Here is a 16,251-nt window from a genome sequence, read left to right as displayed (position 1 = left end):
GGCTACGGGAACGGGTGCGGGTGGAGCGGGAGTTCGTCGTGCCGCAGGGGCGCCGGGGTGCGGCCGAGGCGGTACGGGACGTCCAGGAGGCGGGGCAGGCCCCGGGTGCGGCGGTTGGCGTGGCCGAAGGTCATCGGCAGGGTGCCGGGGACGACGACCTTGGCGCAGTGCAGGCCCAGCCGGTCGCGGACGCCGGGTTCGTCCTGGGTGACCGCCAGGACCTCCAGGCCCTCCCCCGCCAGCCGGGCGACGGTCCGCTCCAGCAGCGCGTTGAGGTCGCCGACCGGTGCGGGGGCGCCGGGCCACCGCTCGGTCCAGGGCACCGGGGGCGGGCCGACGAAGAGGAAGTCGAGGCGGGGCTGCGCCTCGGGCAGGGCGTTGAGGCCGACGTGGTCGTCCAGGGTGACGACCAGGTCGGGGCGGTCCAGCATCGGCCGCAGCCGCCGCGGGTCGCGCGGCCCGCCCGGGGCGGTGGCGCGGTGCGGCGCCTCCTGGACGTTGGTGACCACCTCGGCGACGGCGGAGCGGATCGCCGCGAGGGGGTCGTGGTGGGCTCCGGCTGCCAGGAAGGCGCGCGGGGCATCGGGGTGGTCGCCGCGGTGGCGGCAGAGGGCGAGCACGGCGGGGATGCCGAGGTCGTTGGTGGCGTCGAGCAGGGTCAGCCGGTAGCCGAACAACCGGGCGCGGTCGGCGAGTTCGGCGATCCGCGGGTCCTCGGTGGGGACGGCGACGCCGGGCAGCGGGGTGCGGGCGTACCAGGCCATCAGGAAGGCGTCGCGCTCGGCGACCTCGAACAGGCCGTAGAGCGCGGCCTCCTGGGGGCTGTTGCCGAGTCCGCAGCCGTTCGAGGACTCGTAGACCACCCGGGGGCGGTCGCGACCGGGCACGTCCCAGTAGGCGACGTGCTCCGGGACGGCAACCGGGTGCCGGTGGGTGAGCGACCAGCCGTGCACCCAGTCGAGTACCAGCTCGGGGGTGTACGGGACGGTGGCCACGGCGGGGTGCCCCGGCGGGGCGTCGTCGGGCAGGCCGAGCCGGGCCGGGTCGAGGACGGCCCCGGGCCCGCGCTCGGCGACCAGGTCGGCGTACGAGGCCCGCAGGGCGGTGCGGCGCCCGAGCGGCCGCATGCCCGCGTACCGCTCCACCGCCTCGAACAGCGCGACGCGTTCGCTGGCGCGGAAGTCCGCCGCCCGCCCGTAGCCGCCGTCGTCCAGCGCCCGGCCGTCCGTCACCCAGGCGGTGGTGAGGGCGAAGGCCGAGTCCTCGGTGCGGAACAGCCGGCGGACCGGGCCGAACCGCTCGTCGTACAGTTCGGCCCTCAACTGTCCTGTGCCCGTACGGTCGTTGGGGCCGCGCAGGACGGCCGGGTCGGGCAGGGGGCGGGGGGTGGCGGGCAGCCGGGCGGCCTCGGGGGTGTCGGCGGGCAGCGGGTGGCAGACCTCGCAGCCGCCGACCGGGCGGACCCGGTGGGTGGACCAGGAGGCCCGGCCGCCGTGCACCACGTGGACGGTGGCGACGGAATCGGCACTCTCGGCGGCCAGGTCGGCGGCGAGGGCGGTCACCGCCTCGGCGAAGGCCGGGGTGCCGGTGCCGCCGAGCGCCAGGGCCGGGCTCTGCCAGGGCACCCGGCCGCCGGCGGTGGCGAGCCGCTGGACCTCGGTGCAGCTCAGGCAGGCGGGCGCCCCGGGGTGGAGGACCGGCCCGACCACCGTCAGCGCGCCGTCCTCGCGCACCGGCACCAGGCGTACGGGGTGTGCCAGGGCGTGGCGGCTGAGCTGCTCGGCCAGACCGAGGGTCCACTCGGCGAGGTGGACGACGGCGGTGCCGCCGGTGGCGGCCAGGGCCTCGGCCGGGGTGAGCACCGGCAGCCCGTTCATGGGCGGCCCTCCCCGGTGACGAGGGCGGTGAACCCGCAGCCGTCCAGGGCGGCGGCGATCGGGCGGGCCCCGGGGGTGGCAGGCTGCCAGCGGGTCGTCCGCAGGCCGGTGAGCCGGACCAGGGCGGCGTGCAGGTCCGGTTCCCGGTCGGCGACGTCGGCGAGCCAGTGGTCGGCCCAGCCGGGGTCCGCCCAGGCGGCCGGGGTGCGCCCGGCGGCGGCGAGCGGGGCGGCGGCGCCGGAGAGCGCGGCGTGGTGGGCGGCGGCGAGGCCGCCGTCCCGGGCCAGCAGGCGGGTGAGGGCGGCGAGGGCGGCGTGGGCGACCGCGTCGGCGGGGGTCGCCTCGACCGCCCTGGCCCCCTCGGCCTGCGCCAGGTACACCTGCTCAGAGGCGAGTTGACGCACCGTCAGATCTGGTGCGCGGCCGAGTCGGCGGGCCAGGGCTCCGTACCAGTGCCCGGCCTGCGGGTGCTCCCGCCAGGCGGACTCCGGCACCGGGCGGTCGCCCCGGAGCGGCCGGCCGAGGACGGCCCAGCGCAGGGCCCGGCCGAGCGCGTGGGACGGGTCGACGCCGACCACCGGTACGGCTCCCCCGCCCACCGCCGCCAGATGCAGTTCGACGGACCGGCAGGCGGCGGCCAGCCGGGCGAGGTCCGTCCGCACCGCACCGGCCGCCAGCGGGCCGGACGGGGTGCCGCAGGAGACCAGGGCCACGGGCAGCTGCGGGAGCTCGCCCGGGGACGGCGCGTCCAGCACGCCCAGCCGGGCGTCCCCGAGGGCGTCCACCCGGCGCAGCGCCTCGGCGAGGTCCCCGGGCGGCGCGGCGACGGCCCCGGGGCCCGCCGCCCACGGGTGGTAATCGGCGCGCGGCGGGCGGGCCTCGGCGATCAGGACGGCGGGACGCCCGGCGAGCAGCCGGGGGTCCTCGGCCGGCTCGCCCGGGTCCGGCAGGCCGGCGACGGCGCAGAGCAGCCGCTGGGCACCGGCGGCGGCGAGCAGCGCGAGGAGCACCGGCGGGGGCTCGACACCGGGAGCGGTGGCGGCGGCGGGGCCCAGCCGGGCGGCGAGCGCCGTCGCGTCCGCCCGGACCCGGGCCGGATCGGCGGGCTCGGTGACGAAGCCGCCGTCCGCGCCGCACTGCACCGCGACCGCCACCGCACGGCCCGACGGACCGTCCGCCGCGGCCACCACCCGGCCGGGCGGTAGCCCGGGCTCGGCGACCACCGCCGGGGCCGCCGTCCCGCCCCGGGCGAGGGCGCGCGCCACCGCGCGGGCCGACGGGCCGTCCGGGTCGGCGGCCGCCACCACCGGACGGGCGGCCGCCAGGGCCGCCACCGCGCCGCCGGGATCGTCCGCCACCGAGCCGGGCCAGGGCGGCAGGCGCTCCCCGTCCGGGTGGTCCACGAGCAGGCCGTGCTCGCGCAGCCGGGCGGTGACGGTGGCCAGCGCGGCCGCCACCTTCGGCTCGACGGCGGCGTCGGCGGCCGCGCCGGCGGCCTCCGCGTCCGGCCCGAGCCGGGCGGCGAGCACCTGCCACAGCGCCGGGAGCACCCGGCTGCCCTCCAGGGTGAGGCTGGTGTCGCGGCCGCGCAGGTGCAGCCCCTCGCGCAGCGGGGTCACCGCCACCCCGGGGCGCAGCCGGGGCCGGTGGGTCTCCGGTTCGGCCGTCATGCCGCCCCCTCCATGTACGTCCCGTCGGTGCGAGTCCCGTTCATGCGCGTCCCGTCCGTGCCCGCCTGGCCGGTCCCGGCCCCGGCCCCGGCCGCCGCCGGGGGGCCGAGGAGCGCCTGCCAGCGGTGCCCGGTCAGCTCGGGCACGCTGCGCACCAGCAGGTGGGCGGCGAGGTAGCGCTCCAGCGGGCGGACGTCGCAGATGGCGAGCAGCCGGTACAGGCCGTTGGTGCCGGTCCGGTTGATCAGGTAGTCCGGTCGGTGCCACATCGCGCCGTCGGGGTCGCTGCGGTGCAGCAGCCGGTGGAACTCGCTGTAGCGGGTGCGCAGTTCGGCGTTCCAGCGTTCGGCGGTGGCCCGGTCGCCGAGGGCCTCGGCGCGCTCCCGGTACGCGGTGTGGCGGCCGCCGAGGTCGGCTCCGGCCGCCAGCCGCCGCTCGGCGAGGCTCCAGGCGTTCGCCGACCAGTGCGCCCAGTCCCGCTCCCAGTCACGCGCCCCGCCTTCGGTGATCCGGCCCACCAGCGCCGTGACCGCCCGGCCGGTGCGCTCCCAGCGGCGCTCGAAGCCGGCCCGCAGGCTGCCGTCCGGGTCCTCGTGGACCAGGAAGTCCTCCAGGTGCGAGAGCACCGAGTAGTGCGCGCCGACCAGCCCGTCCGGGTGCGCGGTGGCGTGCGCGGCGAGCGCCGTCACCACCAGCTGCACCCGCGCCTGCGGCGTGTCGCCGTGCGCGCCGAGGAAGTGGCAGGCCGAGTCCAGGGCGGGCAGGCCGGTCCGCAGCAACTCCTCACGCAGATCGGCGGATTCGGCGCCGATCAGGGACCGCAGGGCGTGTTCTGCGGACCGGTCGACGGGCGCCGCGACGACGGTGTTGTCCGGCACCAACGGCCCGTACGGCGGTGCGACCAGCTCGGCCCGTCCGGCGGCGGCGGCCTCGGCGAGCAGCTGCTCGTCCGAGCGGTCGGCGACGGAGGGGTGGGCGGCCGCCCACGCCCGCAGCGCCTCGGCGGACCGCCGCGCCGCCCCGGACACCCGCGCCTCGGGGCCGCGCAGCCGCAGCCGCAGGTGCGGACCGAACCGCCAGTGCCGCTCGACGTGGGCGGCCAGCCCCTCGGCCGCCGCCCGCCGGGCCAGCGGCAGGACGGCTTCGCGCAGCGCGCGGGCCTTGTCGGGCTGGTAGTGGTACAGGACCACGTCCCAGGCGGTCACGGCCCCCTGGCCGTCGGCCGGGTCACTCATCGGGCGCCTCCTCGGCGATGGCGGTACGGGCGGTCCGGACGGCTCGGGCGGGCCGGGCGGTACGGACGGAGTCGCGGGCAGCGGCCCCCGCCGCGCTGTCCCGGCCGGGCCGGTAGGTCTCCACCACGAGTTCCACGACCCGGGTCGGCTCCCGCTGCCCCGCGATGCCCGGCAGGGCCTCCTCCAGCACCGCGCCGCGCGGGTGCCGGGTGAGCCACTTGGCGAGGTGGCGCAGGTGCAGCGGGTTGCCGAGGTCGACGGGCTGCGGCTTGGGGGCGCGCAGGTGGGCGACGAAGGCGTCGGCGGGTGTGCCCGTGCCGTCGGCGGTGGCCGGTGCGGGGTGGAGGAAGAGCTGTTCGGGCAGGCCGAGCCGGGCCCGCCAGCGGGCGACGGTCGCGGCCGGGACCCCGTCGGGGCCCGGGTCGGCGGCGAGTTCGGCCCGCAGGGCGTCGAGCACCCCGGCCGGTAGCTGCCAGCGGCGGCGGGCGAGGACGACGTGCCGGTGGCGCAGCCGCGGGGTGCGCAGCACGCTGCCGCCGGGCGCGGCCAGGGTGGTGCGCGGCAGCAGCGGGCGGAAGTCGACGACCCCGTTGGGGTGGTCGGCGAGCAGTGGGCCGAGCCGCCGGGGCAGCATGACCGGCGCGAGGAAGCCCAGGTAGAGGACGTCGAGCAGTTCGCCGGTGCCGCGCAGCCGCAGCCGGAGCTGGTCGTCGGCCGGGTCGTGGACGAGGTCGAGGTCGGCCTCGGCGAGGCTGGTCCACCGCCGGTCGGGGCCGATCTCGTCGGCGAGCAGCCGGGGGTGGAGGTTGGCGTTGAAGCCGCCGACCGGCCGGACCTGGGCGGCGCGGGCACCGGCCCCGAGCCCGGAGCGGAGCTGCCGGGCGACCTCGGCGGCGGCCCGCGGGGGCAGGCCGTCGAGGAACCGGCTGGTGAAGCGCCCCCAGCCGCCGTAGACATGGTTGACGCACACCAGGCCGTCCCCGGGGTCGCGTTGGAGGAACCAGGAGTAGCTGAGCGGCCGGGCCGCGGTCCAGTGGGGCAGCCGGGCGGCCAGGGCGCGGACCCGCTCGGCGGGGAGCACGAGTTCGCCGTCCAGCTCCGGGAGGTGGGCGAACTCCTGTCGTAGCAGAGCCAGTTCGTCCGGCAGGCCGGTATCCGCCCAGGCGTCCGCCGCGTCGGCGCCGAAGTCCCAGGGCGCGTCGCACACCCCGCCGACCCCGTAGCGGGCGACGAAGCGGTCCCGGGCGGCCCGGCGCATCAGGTGACCATGGTCGAACAGCTCGGCGAGCGCGGTGAGTTCGGCGAGCACCGTACGGTCGGCCGCGCTCAGTCGGGGGCGCGGCGCGGCCGGCGTGTGGACGTCCTCGCTGAGGACGCTGAGCGGCGCGGCCTCGTCCGGCACCGGCCGTCCGGCGTCGGCCAGCAGTCGCCGCCAGTGGTCGGCGAGGGAGGCCAGCAGGGCGGGGCGGTGCTCGCCCGGGGTCGCCACCAACGAGCCTGTTGCCAGGTCGAGTCGGTCGAGCCGTTCAGCCAGTGCGGCGTCCTCCGGCCACTGCCGCAGCCAGTCGGCCAGGCTGCGGAGCGGCCGCCGGTCCTGCGGGTCGACCGGCTCGGCGGGCACCAGCAGCCGGGCCGTCAGGAGCCGGCCCACGAAGCGGTGCGCGGCCGGGTCGTTACCGGGGCGGCCGAGGGCCTCGGCGAGCCGGGCGGCGAGGCGGTCCGGCCGGTCCGGGGTGGCCGCGAGCGAGGCGAGCAGGGCCAGTTCGGGCCGGGCCGCGAGCTCGACCTCCTCCTCCCGGGTGACGAGGTAGCGCCCGCCCGCGAACACCACCTCGGCGCGCGCGTAGCGGGCGCGGCCGTCGGCGACCCGGGCGGCGCTGGTCATCCGGTGCGGCAGCGTACGGCTGCGGCGGGGGTCGTCGAGCAGGGCCTGGACGAGCGCGGCGACCAGCGCCCGGTTCTCCCGGACGACCGCGCGCGGGCCGTCCGCCGCTTCCTCTGCCTCCGCGTCCTCCGCCGTCACGTCGGAGGTCCAGCCGACGGCGGTGAACCAGGACAGCGGGCTGGTCTTGGCGGTGGCCCGCAGGGCGTGCCGCAGGACGGCCGCCTCCTCCTTCCGGGCCCGGCCGCGCGGCTCCCCGGTCGCGCCCGCCGTGTGGGCCACCGCGCGCAGCAGGTCGGCGCTGGTGAGGGCGACGGCCCGGGTGAAGGCCGGCTCCCGGCAGATGCCCGCGAGGGAGACCCGTTCGGCGGCCAGGGCGCGCGGGACGGCATCGGCGAGCGCGGCCAGCAGCCGGGCCCGCAGCCGTCGCAGCTCCAGCCACTCGGCGAGTCGGGGGACGCGGCGCGGCAGGTCGCCGAGCCGGTCGAGCAGCGCCGCCCGCGGCGGGCGCCCGTTGTGCAGGTCGCGGCGGAGCGGCAACACAACGCGGCGGTGGAACTCCTCGTCGTGCCCGGCCCGGCTGGCGTACAGGTCGTCGCAGAGGGCCGGCCGCAGGGCTTCGGCCGCGGCCTCGGCGGCGGTGAGGCCGCCCAGCAGCGCCCGGGCGCCCGCCGAGTCGGCGGACTGGGCGGGCCGGGCGAGGACGGTGGAGCGCACCAGGGCGTGGCGCGCGGTGTACGCGGCCGGGGCCGTTGCGGGCGAGGGCGCGGGCACGCGGTCGTCCCGGGGCAGGGCGGTTCGGTTGGGCATGGCGGTTCCCTCCGACGGGGCCTGGCGGCGCGTCTCGTGGGACTGGTCGGACGGGCCGCGGCGTCGACGTCGCGGGCCCGGCCGGGATCCGCACGGCACGCCCTGGGTACGCGGGACGAACCCGACGCGTCCGGGTGGACGCGCCGGGTTCCGTCCTGATGCGCTGGCACCGGCCCCGTAAGGCCTGGCCGGCAGGCCCGGCGTACAACCGGACCCTAGGACGTCAGGCGGTCGGCACGTCCGGCAGCTGCGGCTGCGCGCAGGAGGACGAGCCCTGGCAGGAGCAGGAGCCCCAGGACGCGCCGTTCTCCGGCAGCGCGACGGTGTCGCGCAGCGAGGTGACGGTCAGCTCGCTGAGGTCGAGGTCCTGAAGGTCGAGGCCCTCGGTGGCAGCGGTACGGGACGTGGTGGTGTCGGACATGGCGAACTCCCTCGGATGGGCAGGCGTGCCGGTCGGACCGGAAAGGTGTGCCTGCGAGCGGGTGCTGCGGAATGTGCCGGGTCCCCCGTGGGTGCGCCGCACTCGGGCCGCTCGGACCCGGGCTTCGCGCCGCCCGAGAACGAATCTAGGCACCCGGCGGCGCCCGGCGGTACGGCCGATCGGCACCTTGGCCGGGAGCCCGTACCCCGTCGGCTCAAGACCGGTCCGGCTCAAGCGGCACTCCAGCGGCCCCCCACGGGCCCCCGACCACGGCCCGGCCCGGGCGCGACCGGCGCCGGATCCGCGCGCCGCCCGCCCGTCCTGTTGCCGGTCCGTGAACTCGTCGGCGGGGCTCGCCGGGGAGGACCGGCCGTGCGACGGCACGGGTGGGATCAACGGCCCTCGGCACGATCGACACCCGTGGTCGGGGCGTGCTCGTACGCAACCCGGCCCAGGACGTCCTGCGGGGCTTCTCGACCGGTCCTGGATCCCACGTCGAGCAGCACCCGTTCAACGGCATGCGGAAGCCCGGCCGGGGACGGGACGTGGGCCTGCCTTCGGACTCGCGCCCCCGGGACCGCTCAGTGCAGCGGCAGCAGCCCCGGGACCGGGCCGCCCCGCCGGGCCAGGCGGCGCAGGAAGGTCGTGACGCCGGGGGTGCCGACCGCCCAGGCCCGGGCCTCCGTGTCCGGCCGGCGGCCGGGCAGCAGTGGCCGGTTCGGCGCGCCGCCCGCCCGGGTGAGGACCAGCTCCGCCACCTCCTGGGCGGCGGCCCAGTGCCGGGCCTCGCCGGTGGCCACCGCGAGGTCGACGCAGAGGTCCCCGACGCCCGCGAGGCCGCAGCAGCGGAAGACCTGCGCGGTCCTCGGGGCGAGCGTCCGGCAGGTGTCGGCGGCGTCGGCGGCCAGCGCCGTCAGCGCGTCGTCGCCGTACTGCCGGCCGGCCTGGACCAGCAGGGTGCCGAGCCCGGCCAGCCCCCGGCACCAGGAGAGGTAGCGGCGGGTCGCCCCGGGTGCGCGGGCGGCGGCGATGATGCCGGGGAGGTCGGCCGCGAGGCCGTCCACGATCTCCCGGGCGGTGCGCCGGGACGCCTCGTCGGGCATCGCGAGCAGGAAGTGGGCGACGCCCGCGCGGCCGTGCGCGAAGCCCTCCGCGAGGGCGGCGGTGCCGGGGTTGGGCTCCTCCCCGAGGTCGTCCAGCGGACGGCCGACCAGTTCGGCGGCGCAGTCGGCCGCCGCCGCCCGGTGCGCTCCCGTCTCCGGGCCGAGCCCGGCGAGCAGCAGGTGCCCGGTGCCGATCCCGGCCGTCCCCGCGATCTGGTCGACGCCCGTGCCCTCGTACCGGCGGGGCGCCGGGGGCTGGGTGCCCAGCGCGGCGGCCGCCTCGGCGAGGAACAGGTCGACGCCCGTACGGCCCTGGTGGAGCGAGCCGTCCAGGTGGTCGAGGGCCGGGTGGGCGGCCGTCCAGGCGGCCAGGTCGGCGGCGGCGGAGCGGGCGTCCGGGCGGTCCGGGTGCTGGAGGAGTTCGAGGCCGAGGCCGGCGGCGCCGTCGTACAGCGAGAGCAGGGTCCGGGGCCGCTCGACGCCCGGGTCGGCGGCGAGCAGCTCGCGGGCCATCCGGACGCAGGTGGTGACGGTGTGGTCGAGCGCGCCGTCCAGGACGCTCCGCCGGGTCTCCGCGGTCCACCGGGTGTGGCGGGCCCGCCGGGTCGGCACCGTCCCCTCCCGCAGCCGGGCCGCCGTGGCCGCACGCCGCGCCGGGTCGAGGCTCAGCAGGCCCTCGACGAGTTCCGCGGCCGGGTGCCCGGGCTCCGGGAGGGCGGCGCGCAGGCAGGCCAGGGTGCGGTCGCGGTTGGTCGCCGGGTCGGGGTCGATCACCACCGGGTCGAGGCCGGTGAGGGCGTGGTGCAGGGTGGCGCCCAGCGCGTAGTGGTCCTCGGTGGGGTCCTCTCCGGTGGCGCCGGGCAGGCCGTACCCGGCGGTGGCGCCCGGCGGGCGGTCGCCGTCCAGGGCGCTCACACCGAAGTCGACCAGCGCGGGCCGGCCGTCCCGGTCGAGCACGACGTTCGCGGGCTTGAGGTCGCAGACCACCACGCCGCGCGCGTGCACCGCGTCCAGCACCCGCAGCAACGCGCGCGCCAGCGTCCACCAGTCCCGCCCGCCCGGGCCGCCAGCGGAACCCGCGCCGCCCGCGTCTCCCGCCTCGGCGTCGTACGGGCCGCGGGTGAGCACCTCGCGGCGCAGGTCGGTCCGCCCGCAGGCGGTGCTGACCAGGTACTCGTCGGTGCCGTGCCGGAAGTAGTCGACCAGCGCGGGCACTCCGGGGACCCCGGCCAGCGCGTCGAGCACCCGGCGCTCGTGCCGCAGCCGGCCGCGCGCGTCGACACCCGCGCCGTCCTCGGCGACGAAGGCCCGGGCCTGCTTGACCACCACCTCGCGCCCGGTGGCTAGGTGGACCGCGCGGTAGACGTGGCCGCTCGGCGCGCGGGTGATGCCGGCGGTGATCCGGTAGCGGCCGTCGCCGACCCGGGTGGTCGCCGGGCGGGCGGGGGCGCCGGGCGCCTCGAACGGGTCGCTCGCCCAGGGCGGTCGGCGGTAGCGGGCCTCGGCGAGGCCGGGGAACAGCGCGCCGTCCGGGCCGGCCATGCCGGCCTGGGCCTCGTCGTCGGTGACCCGGAACGGGCCGTAGCGGTAGTGCACCGGGGCGTCCGGCCGGACCCGGCGGTCGCTGACCACGGCGGGGCCTTCCCGGCCGGCCAGCGCCTGCGCCAACTCCAGCCCCAGGGCGCGGACTTCCTCGGGCCAGGGGTAGACCGTGACGGCCTTGCCCACGGCGGCGGCGCCGTGCCGGCCGCTGTTGAGCTCCCACAGCGCGGCCGTGCTCACCGCGAACTTCACGTCGCAGACCCGGCCGAGCAGGATCGGGAGCGCCGTGTCCAGCAGCGCTTCGAAGCCGTCCGGGCGGGCGGAGAGGTGCAGCTTCCAGCCGTGGGCGAGCTCCGGCATGCGCGGGTCCCGGAGGTACCACCACTGGCCGTCGGTGCGCAGCGGACGGTGCGGGCCGGGCGCGCGGGCGGCCAACTGCTCGGCCCTGCTGCCCAGTTGCTCCCGCAGTGCGTCCTCGTGCGCGGCCTCGGCGGAGCCGGGGTCGGGCGGTGCGTTCATGGTTCCGTCCTCCCCCGGTCCGCCGTGGTCAGCCGTTCCTTCGGATCCGGGTGGATCAGGCGTTGAACTCACAGGGGAAGCGGGTCGGGACGTAGGTCACCCACGGCTCGCCCAGGCAGGCGGCGGGCGCGAGGTCGGCGTCGAACTCGTCCTCGAAGACGATGGCGTCCTCGTCGATCTCCAGCGGGCCGGCGTCGCGGATGTCGGTCAGCAGGGCACTCATGGGGGTCCTCCCAATCATTCAGGTGGTTGGGTCCTGCGTGCTGAGCGCGCTCATGCTAGCCAGGCCACCCGACCCGGGACAGGGAGCTGACGGACCCGCCGGATCGACTACGACAAAGGGAGGTTCCGTTTGTGGACGCCGGCTCCCGAGCGCGCCCACCGGGACGACACGAGCCGGTCAGCCGCGCAGGCGGCGGGCCCGGAGGTACTCGCGGGCCAGCAGGCGCAGCGCGGCGGGCTTGGCCGGGCCCGCCGAGCGGCGCAGCAGGGCGCCGAGGTCGGCGCGGGCGGCGGCGCTGGTGAGCTCCTCCACGCCGACGATGCAGCGGACCATCGGGCGGTGGGCGGGCGGCACCCGGTCGATGACGGCCCGGCCCTCGGCGAGGCTGCGGTCGGCCCGGTCGAGCAGGGCGGCGAGCAGGGCCCGTACGGCGGGCAGGTCGCGGGCCTGTTCCAGGTCGGCGCGGGTGACGCCGTGCTCCCGGAGGGTCTGCTCGGGGATGGTCAGCCGGCCCTCGGCGAGGTCCTCGGCGAGGTCGTTGACGAAGTCGAGCCGCTGGCTGCCGTCGATGAAGGTGCGGCAGGCGGCGCGGTAGTCGCCCTGGTCCCCGTCGGGGCCGAGCAGCGCGGCGACAACCATGAAGCCGGGCAGCGAGTACCCGTCGATGTAGGCCTGGTGGTCCTCCTCGGTGGCGAACCCGGTGAAGTCCAGGTCGGCCCCGGTCGCGGCGAGGAAGTCCAGCACCCGGTCCCGCAGCACGGGGTGGGCGGCGACGCTGTTCAGCAGCGGGCGCAGCTCGGGGTCGTCGGTGCGGCCCGCGACGAGGCTGTCGGTGACCTGCCGCTGCCAGCGGGCGGAGGCCGCCCGGCGTTCGGCGAGCGGGCCGCTGTCGAGCAGGGTGTCGGTGCGGTGCATGAAGGCGGCGGCGGCGATCACGTGCGGGACCGTCCGGGCGGGCAGCAGCAGGTCGGCGGCGAGCGCGACCTCCCGCTTGTACCGGGCGACCTGCTCCCGCTGCCGGCCGTAGTCGGCCCGCAGCCCGGCCTCCCGCACCCCGGCCGCGTCCAGCGCCCGCTCCCACCTGCCCACTCGGTCCACCCCATCGTTTGTTCGACGGGGGTCGAGCGTAGCCGGTGGGAGCGGGAGGACCTATTCGGGCTCCCGGGACCGTGCGGTCCCGGACCGCGGCTCCCGCGGCGCCGGACCGTAGGGCCCCGGGGCGCCGGTCAGCGCTGGCGGATCGCGGAGAACCCGCAGGCCGGGGTGCAGAGGGTGACGATGCCGCTGTAGCGGTGGGTGGTACGGCCCCGGGTGACGCTGTGCACGGTGTGCTTCTCGCGCAGGTTGAGCTCCCGGCAGCGCGGGCAGGCGGCGCCGACCGGCTGGCCCCACGGGCGGTTCGGGTTGAGCTTGGCGATCGAGACGACCATCAGGACGGCGGCCACGCCCGCGCCGCCGAAGCCGACCACCCGCCACACGCCGTTCCCGGACTCCCGACGGTCGATCATCTCGTCGTACGAGTAGGTGCCCCCGCCGCCGCGGCTGGACCATATCCGGCACTCGCTGTGCCGGGTCATGGTCTTGCCGTCGCAGGTCGGCGGGGTGTCCGGGTCCGCCTTGCCGACCACCAGGGCCAGGAAGAAGCCGAGTGCGATCAGCAGGCCGAACAGGACCACGGCGACGGTCCGGCTGCGCCCGGTGTGCAGCCGTTTGCGCTCGTTGTACGCCGTATCGATCACTGTCTGGGCCATGTTGCCCCCGTCGACCGCCACTGGCTCTCCTCCTGGTGTCCGCTTCGCCCGCCCGGCCCGTGGTGCCGGGCCGGAGGCGCCCCTCGGGTGGGGGCGAGAAGAACCCACCACGAAGGGCGTTTGCTTGTACGGAACTTGGGAAGAACTTGACCTTTCAGTCCTCCGCCGCGACCGAGGCCAGGTAGGCCTCCGCCCTGGCCGGGTCGAAGTACCACTCCTCCAGGTCCGCCGGGTCGTTGAAGGCGTTGGCGAACCGGTGGGCCACGGCGGGCAGCGAACCGCCCGCCCCGAGGATCCGGAGGACGTGCGGGGGCGGCGGGGCGAGCAGCTCGTTGCTCCAGGTGGTGGAGGGGGCGGCGGTTCGCCAGAACCCGTCGAAGGCCGCCTGCTGGAAGGCCCGGTCGAAGGGCCTGTCGCCGTGGGCGAGGATCGCCGCCAGGTAGCCGGCGGCGCACTTGGCGGCGTTGTTGGAGCCCTGGCCCGCGATCGGGTCGTTGAGGACGACCACGTCCGCGACGCCCAGCACCGTGCCACCGCCGGGCAGTTCGCCGATCGGACGGCGCACCCCCGGGGCGAAGCGCCCGGCCAGCGTCGCTCCGGCGTCGGTGAGTTCGACGCCGGCGCGGGTGCGGTCGTACTCCCAAGGCGTGAAGGCCTTCATCAACTCCAGCGTCACCCGCAGGTGTTCGGCGGGATCGCGGATCCCGTCGAAGGCGTCCGCCGGGCCGCCGGGAATCGCCTCCCAGACCATGGCGTCGCACGGACCGGCCTCGGTCAGCGCCGGCACCAGGAAGAGCTCGCCGACACCCGGCACCAGGTTGCAGCGCACCGCCGGGTAGTCGTGCTCGGGGCGCGGACCGAGCCCGTGCACATAGCTGGCCGCCAGCGCCCGCTGCGGCCGCTCGTACGGGGAGCGCTCGTGGTCGCGCTCGAACAGCGAGGCCAGCGCGCCCTTTCCGGAGGCGACCAGCACCAGGTCGTACGAGCCGACCAGGTTCTGCAGGTCTGCCGCGGTCACCTGGCGCAGCTCCACCCGGCCGCCGCGCTCGGCGAACAGCTCCAGCCAGGTGGACATCTTCAGCCGCTGGTCGACGGACTGCGCGTAGGCGTCCAGCCGCCCGACCCAGTCGACCGCCCGCTCCGCCTCCGGCCCGGCGACCGACACCCCGAGGCCCTCGATCCGGGGCGCCCGGTCGGCCCACAGGTCCAGGCCGAGGGCCCGCTCGGTGCGCAGCGCGGAGTCGAACATGCACTGACTGGACATCACCCGGCCGCCGCGCACCTCCTCCGGGCCGCGGTCGGTCAGCACGGTCACGTCGTAGCCGTGCGCCTGTAGCCCCAGGGCCAGTTGGAGTCCGGCCTGCCCTGCGCCGACGATCAGAACTCTGCGCATCGCCCCTGCTCTCCTGGTGGTACGTCCCGGACGGCGGCCCGGACGGACCGGCCGTCTCCGGTCTGCTTACCAGTCATCGGGGCCGCCCGTCCACGGGCCGTACCGGCCTTCGCTCCCGACCCGTACGGACGCTCGCCCACGACCCGGACCGGCGCCCGGTCCCGCCCCGCCTCACCCCGTGACCAGCCGTCGGCCGCTGACCTCCTCCGGGCGGATCCGCACCCAGCGCGGCCGCACCCCGCCCGCCCAGGGGGCCGCGCCGGGCAGCCCGGCCAGCCGGTCGAGCTCGGCGGGGTCGTCCACGTAGTGCGCCGGGCCGAGGGCGAGCACGCTCCAGCCGCGCCCGAGGTACTCGTCGATGTGGTCGACCTGGAAGGAGACCGCGGCCCCCTCCACCGGGGCGGCGGCGTCGTGCTCGCCGGTGCGGTAGGCGAAGGAGCCCTGGTCCACCACGTAGTTGACCGGCAGCACCACCGGCCCCGGCTCGACCGGCAGGGCGATCCGGCCGATGCCGTGGCCGCCGACCAGCTGCCAGCACTCCGGCTCGGTGAGGTCGAGCAGCCGGGGGCGCGGGCCGGGGCCGCCCTGGCCGGGCGCGGCGTCGGCACGGCCGGACCGCAGCTCGCCCGGGGTGGTGTCGAGGGCGGCGGCGATCCGGACGAAGCCCGCCGGGTCGAAGCCGGGCCCCGCCTCCAGCAGGCACCGCAGGTAGCGGGGGGCCATCGCGGCCCGGTTGGCCAGGGCCTCCTCGCTGAGGCCCAGCTGCTCGCGCCGTTCGGCGATCCGACGGGCGACGGCGGCGGGGTCGGGGGTGTCGTTCACGGTGGTGACTCCTCGGCTGGCCGGGGGCCGTCTGGCCGCGTCCGGGCGTTGACCAGGGCGGATCCATCCAAGCGCCCGGCCCCCGGCAAGTCGAGCAACGGCCCGGCCCCGTGCGTGTCGGTCCGCGCCCCCGGGCCGCCGGTGCCCCCGGAGCGGAAACCCGGGGCCGGACGGGCCCCGCTGTGGAAGCATGGCGCGGGTGCTGACCATAGAGATCAACGGCCGCCGGGCGGACGCGGAGAGCGTGTACCGGGTGGCGACGCGGAACTTCGGGCACTTCACCTCGATGCAGGTGCGCGACGGGGCGGTCCGCGGCCTGGACCTGCACCTGGAGCGGCTGGAGACGGCGTCGCGCGCGCTGTTCGGCGAGGGGATCGCGTGCGACGGCGGAACGCTCCGGGGGCTGATCGGGCGGGCGCTCGGCGCGGACCGTGACGCGTCGGCCCGGGTGACCGTCACCGCGCGGCTCGACGACCCGGCCTCGCCCGACGTCATGGTGGCCGTCACCGACCCCGTCCCCGACGCGCCGCAACCCGCGCCGCGCGTCCGCACGGTGACGTACGAACGCGAACTGCCGCACGTCAAGCACCTCGCGACGATGGGCCTGAGCTACCAGCCCCTCCAGGCCCGGGCCGCGGGCTTCGACGACGTCCTGTTCGTCGGGCGGGACGGGCGCCTGAGCGAGGGATCGATCTGGAACGTCGCCTTCTGGGACGGCCGGCAGGTCGTCTGGCCGGAGGCGGACGTACTGCCCGGCATCACGATGCAGCTGCTGCGGCGCGGTCTGACCCGGCTCGGGCTGCCCTGGGAGGTCCGGCCCCTGACCGCCGACGACCTGCCGGGCCTGGGCGCCGCCGCGGCGACCAACTCGATCTGCCCCTGCCAGCCGCTGGCCGCCATCGACGGCACGGCCTTCCCCGCCGACGGGGACGCCCTGGCCGAAGCCCTCGCCGCCGCCTGGGCCGTGATCCCCTGGGAAGCGGTCTGAACGCACCGGCCCGTC

At 77.6% G+C, this 16,251-nt stretch carries 12 protein-coding genes; 1 reads left to right on the top strand and 11 read right to left on the bottom strand.

Going from position 1 to position 16,251, the window contains the following annotated elements; genetic code table 11:
- Nucleotides 1–2: 2 nt before the first annotated feature.
- The 11 genes from ACFVU7_RS27835 to ACFVU7_RS27785 form a co-directional block, all read right to left on the bottom strand.
- On the bottom strand, nt 3–1,877 hold the full coding sequence (locus tag ACFVU7_RS27835; protein ID WP_388047725.1) for a TOMM precursor leader peptide-binding protein: 1,875 nt from the start codon (nt 1,875–1,877) through the stop codon (nt 3–5).
- Nucleotides 1,874–3,547 carry a hypothetical protein gene (locus ACFVU7_RS27830; protein ID WP_388047723.1) on the bottom strand — a complete coding sequence of 558 codons (1,674 nt, stop codon included), beginning with the start codon at nt 3,545–3,547 and terminating at the stop codon, nt 1,874–1,876. The genes ACFVU7_RS27835 and ACFVU7_RS27830 overlap by 4 nt, the downstream gene beginning before the upstream one ends.
- Nucleotides 3,544–4,782 (bottom strand): hypothetical protein, encoded by a 1,239-nt coding sequence (locus tag ACFVU7_RS27825; RefSeq protein ID WP_388047721.1) that lies wholly within the window; start codon nt 4,780–4,782, stop codon nt 3,544–3,546. Before ACFVU7_RS27825 ends, ACFVU7_RS27830 begins: the two co-directional genes overlap by 4 nt.
- Nucleotides 4,775–7,474 carry a lantibiotic dehydratase gene (locus ACFVU7_RS27820; RefSeq protein ID WP_388047719.1) on the bottom strand — a complete coding sequence of 900 codons (2,700 nt, stop codon included), beginning with the start codon at nt 7,472–7,474 and terminating at the stop codon, nt 4,775–4,777. The genes ACFVU7_RS27825 and ACFVU7_RS27820 overlap by 8 nt, the downstream gene beginning before the upstream one ends.
- Nucleotides 7,475–7,697: 223 nt before the next feature.
- Nucleotides 7,698–7,895 (bottom strand): thiazolylpeptide-type bacteriocin, encoded by a 198-nt coding sequence (locus tag ACFVU7_RS27815; RefSeq protein WP_049656540.1) that lies wholly within the window; start codon nt 7,893–7,895, stop codon nt 7,698–7,700.
- A 581-nt stretch (nt 7,896–8,476) separates the two neighbouring features.
- On the bottom strand, nt 8,477–11,059 hold the full coding sequence (gene lanL, locus ACFVU7_RS27810; protein ID WP_388047717.1) for a class IV lanthionine synthetase LanL: 2,583 nt from the start codon (nt 11,057–11,059) through the stop codon (nt 8,477–8,479).
- Between the two features lie 55 nt (nt 11,060–11,114).
- A complete protein-coding gene (locus ACFVU7_RS27805; protein ID WP_198959379.1) occupies nt 11,115–11,282 on the bottom strand; it encodes an SflA family class IV lanthipeptide in 168 nt (55 codons plus the stop codon).
- Nucleotides 11,283–11,459: 177 nt separating this feature from the next.
- A complete protein-coding gene (locus tag ACFVU7_RS27800; RefSeq protein WP_388047715.1) occupies nt 11,460–12,371 on the bottom strand; it encodes a squalene/phytoene synthase family protein in 912 nt (303 codons plus the stop codon).
- 137 nt (nt 12,372–12,508) lie between these two features.
- Nucleotides 12,509–13,033, bottom strand: coding sequence for a hypothetical protein (locus tag ACFVU7_RS27795; protein ID WP_375877635.1), 525 nt, complete (start codon nt 13,031–13,033; stop codon nt 12,509–12,511).
- A gap of 154 nt (nt 13,034–13,187) precedes the next feature.
- The gene (locus tag ACFVU7_RS27790; protein WP_380742151.1) at nt 13,188–14,426 is read right to left on the bottom strand and encodes a styrene monooxygenase/indole monooxygenase family protein; all 1,239 of its coding nucleotides are present in this window, start codon (nt 14,424–14,426) and stop codon (nt 13,188–13,190) included.
- 171 nt (nt 14,427–14,597) lie between these two features.
- A complete protein-coding gene (locus ACFVU7_RS27785; protein WP_074003112.1) occupies nt 14,598–15,248 on the bottom strand; it encodes a pyridoxamine 5'-phosphate oxidase family protein in 651 nt (216 codons plus the stop codon).
- A 199-nt stretch (nt 15,249–15,447) separates the two neighbouring features.
- On the opposite strand from ACFVU7_RS27785, the gene ACFVU7_RS27780 reads away from it, so the two are divergent.
- Nucleotides 15,448–16,236 carry an aminotransferase class IV gene (locus ACFVU7_RS27780; protein WP_388047713.1) on the top strand — a complete coding sequence of 263 codons (789 nt, stop codon included), beginning with the start codon at nt 15,448–15,450 and terminating at the stop codon, nt 16,234–16,236.
- Nucleotides 16,237–16,251: the final 15 nt, after the last annotated feature.

Origin of the sequence: Kitasatospora sp. NPDC058046, from assembly GCF_042885595.1 — a bacterium.
In the GTDB taxonomy this organism is placed as follows: Bacteria; Actinomycetota; Actinomycetes; order Streptomycetales; family Streptomycetaceae; genus Kitasatospora.
Note: the sequence above shows the minus strand (reverse complement) of the source record. Positions and strands in the feature narration are given on the sequence as shown.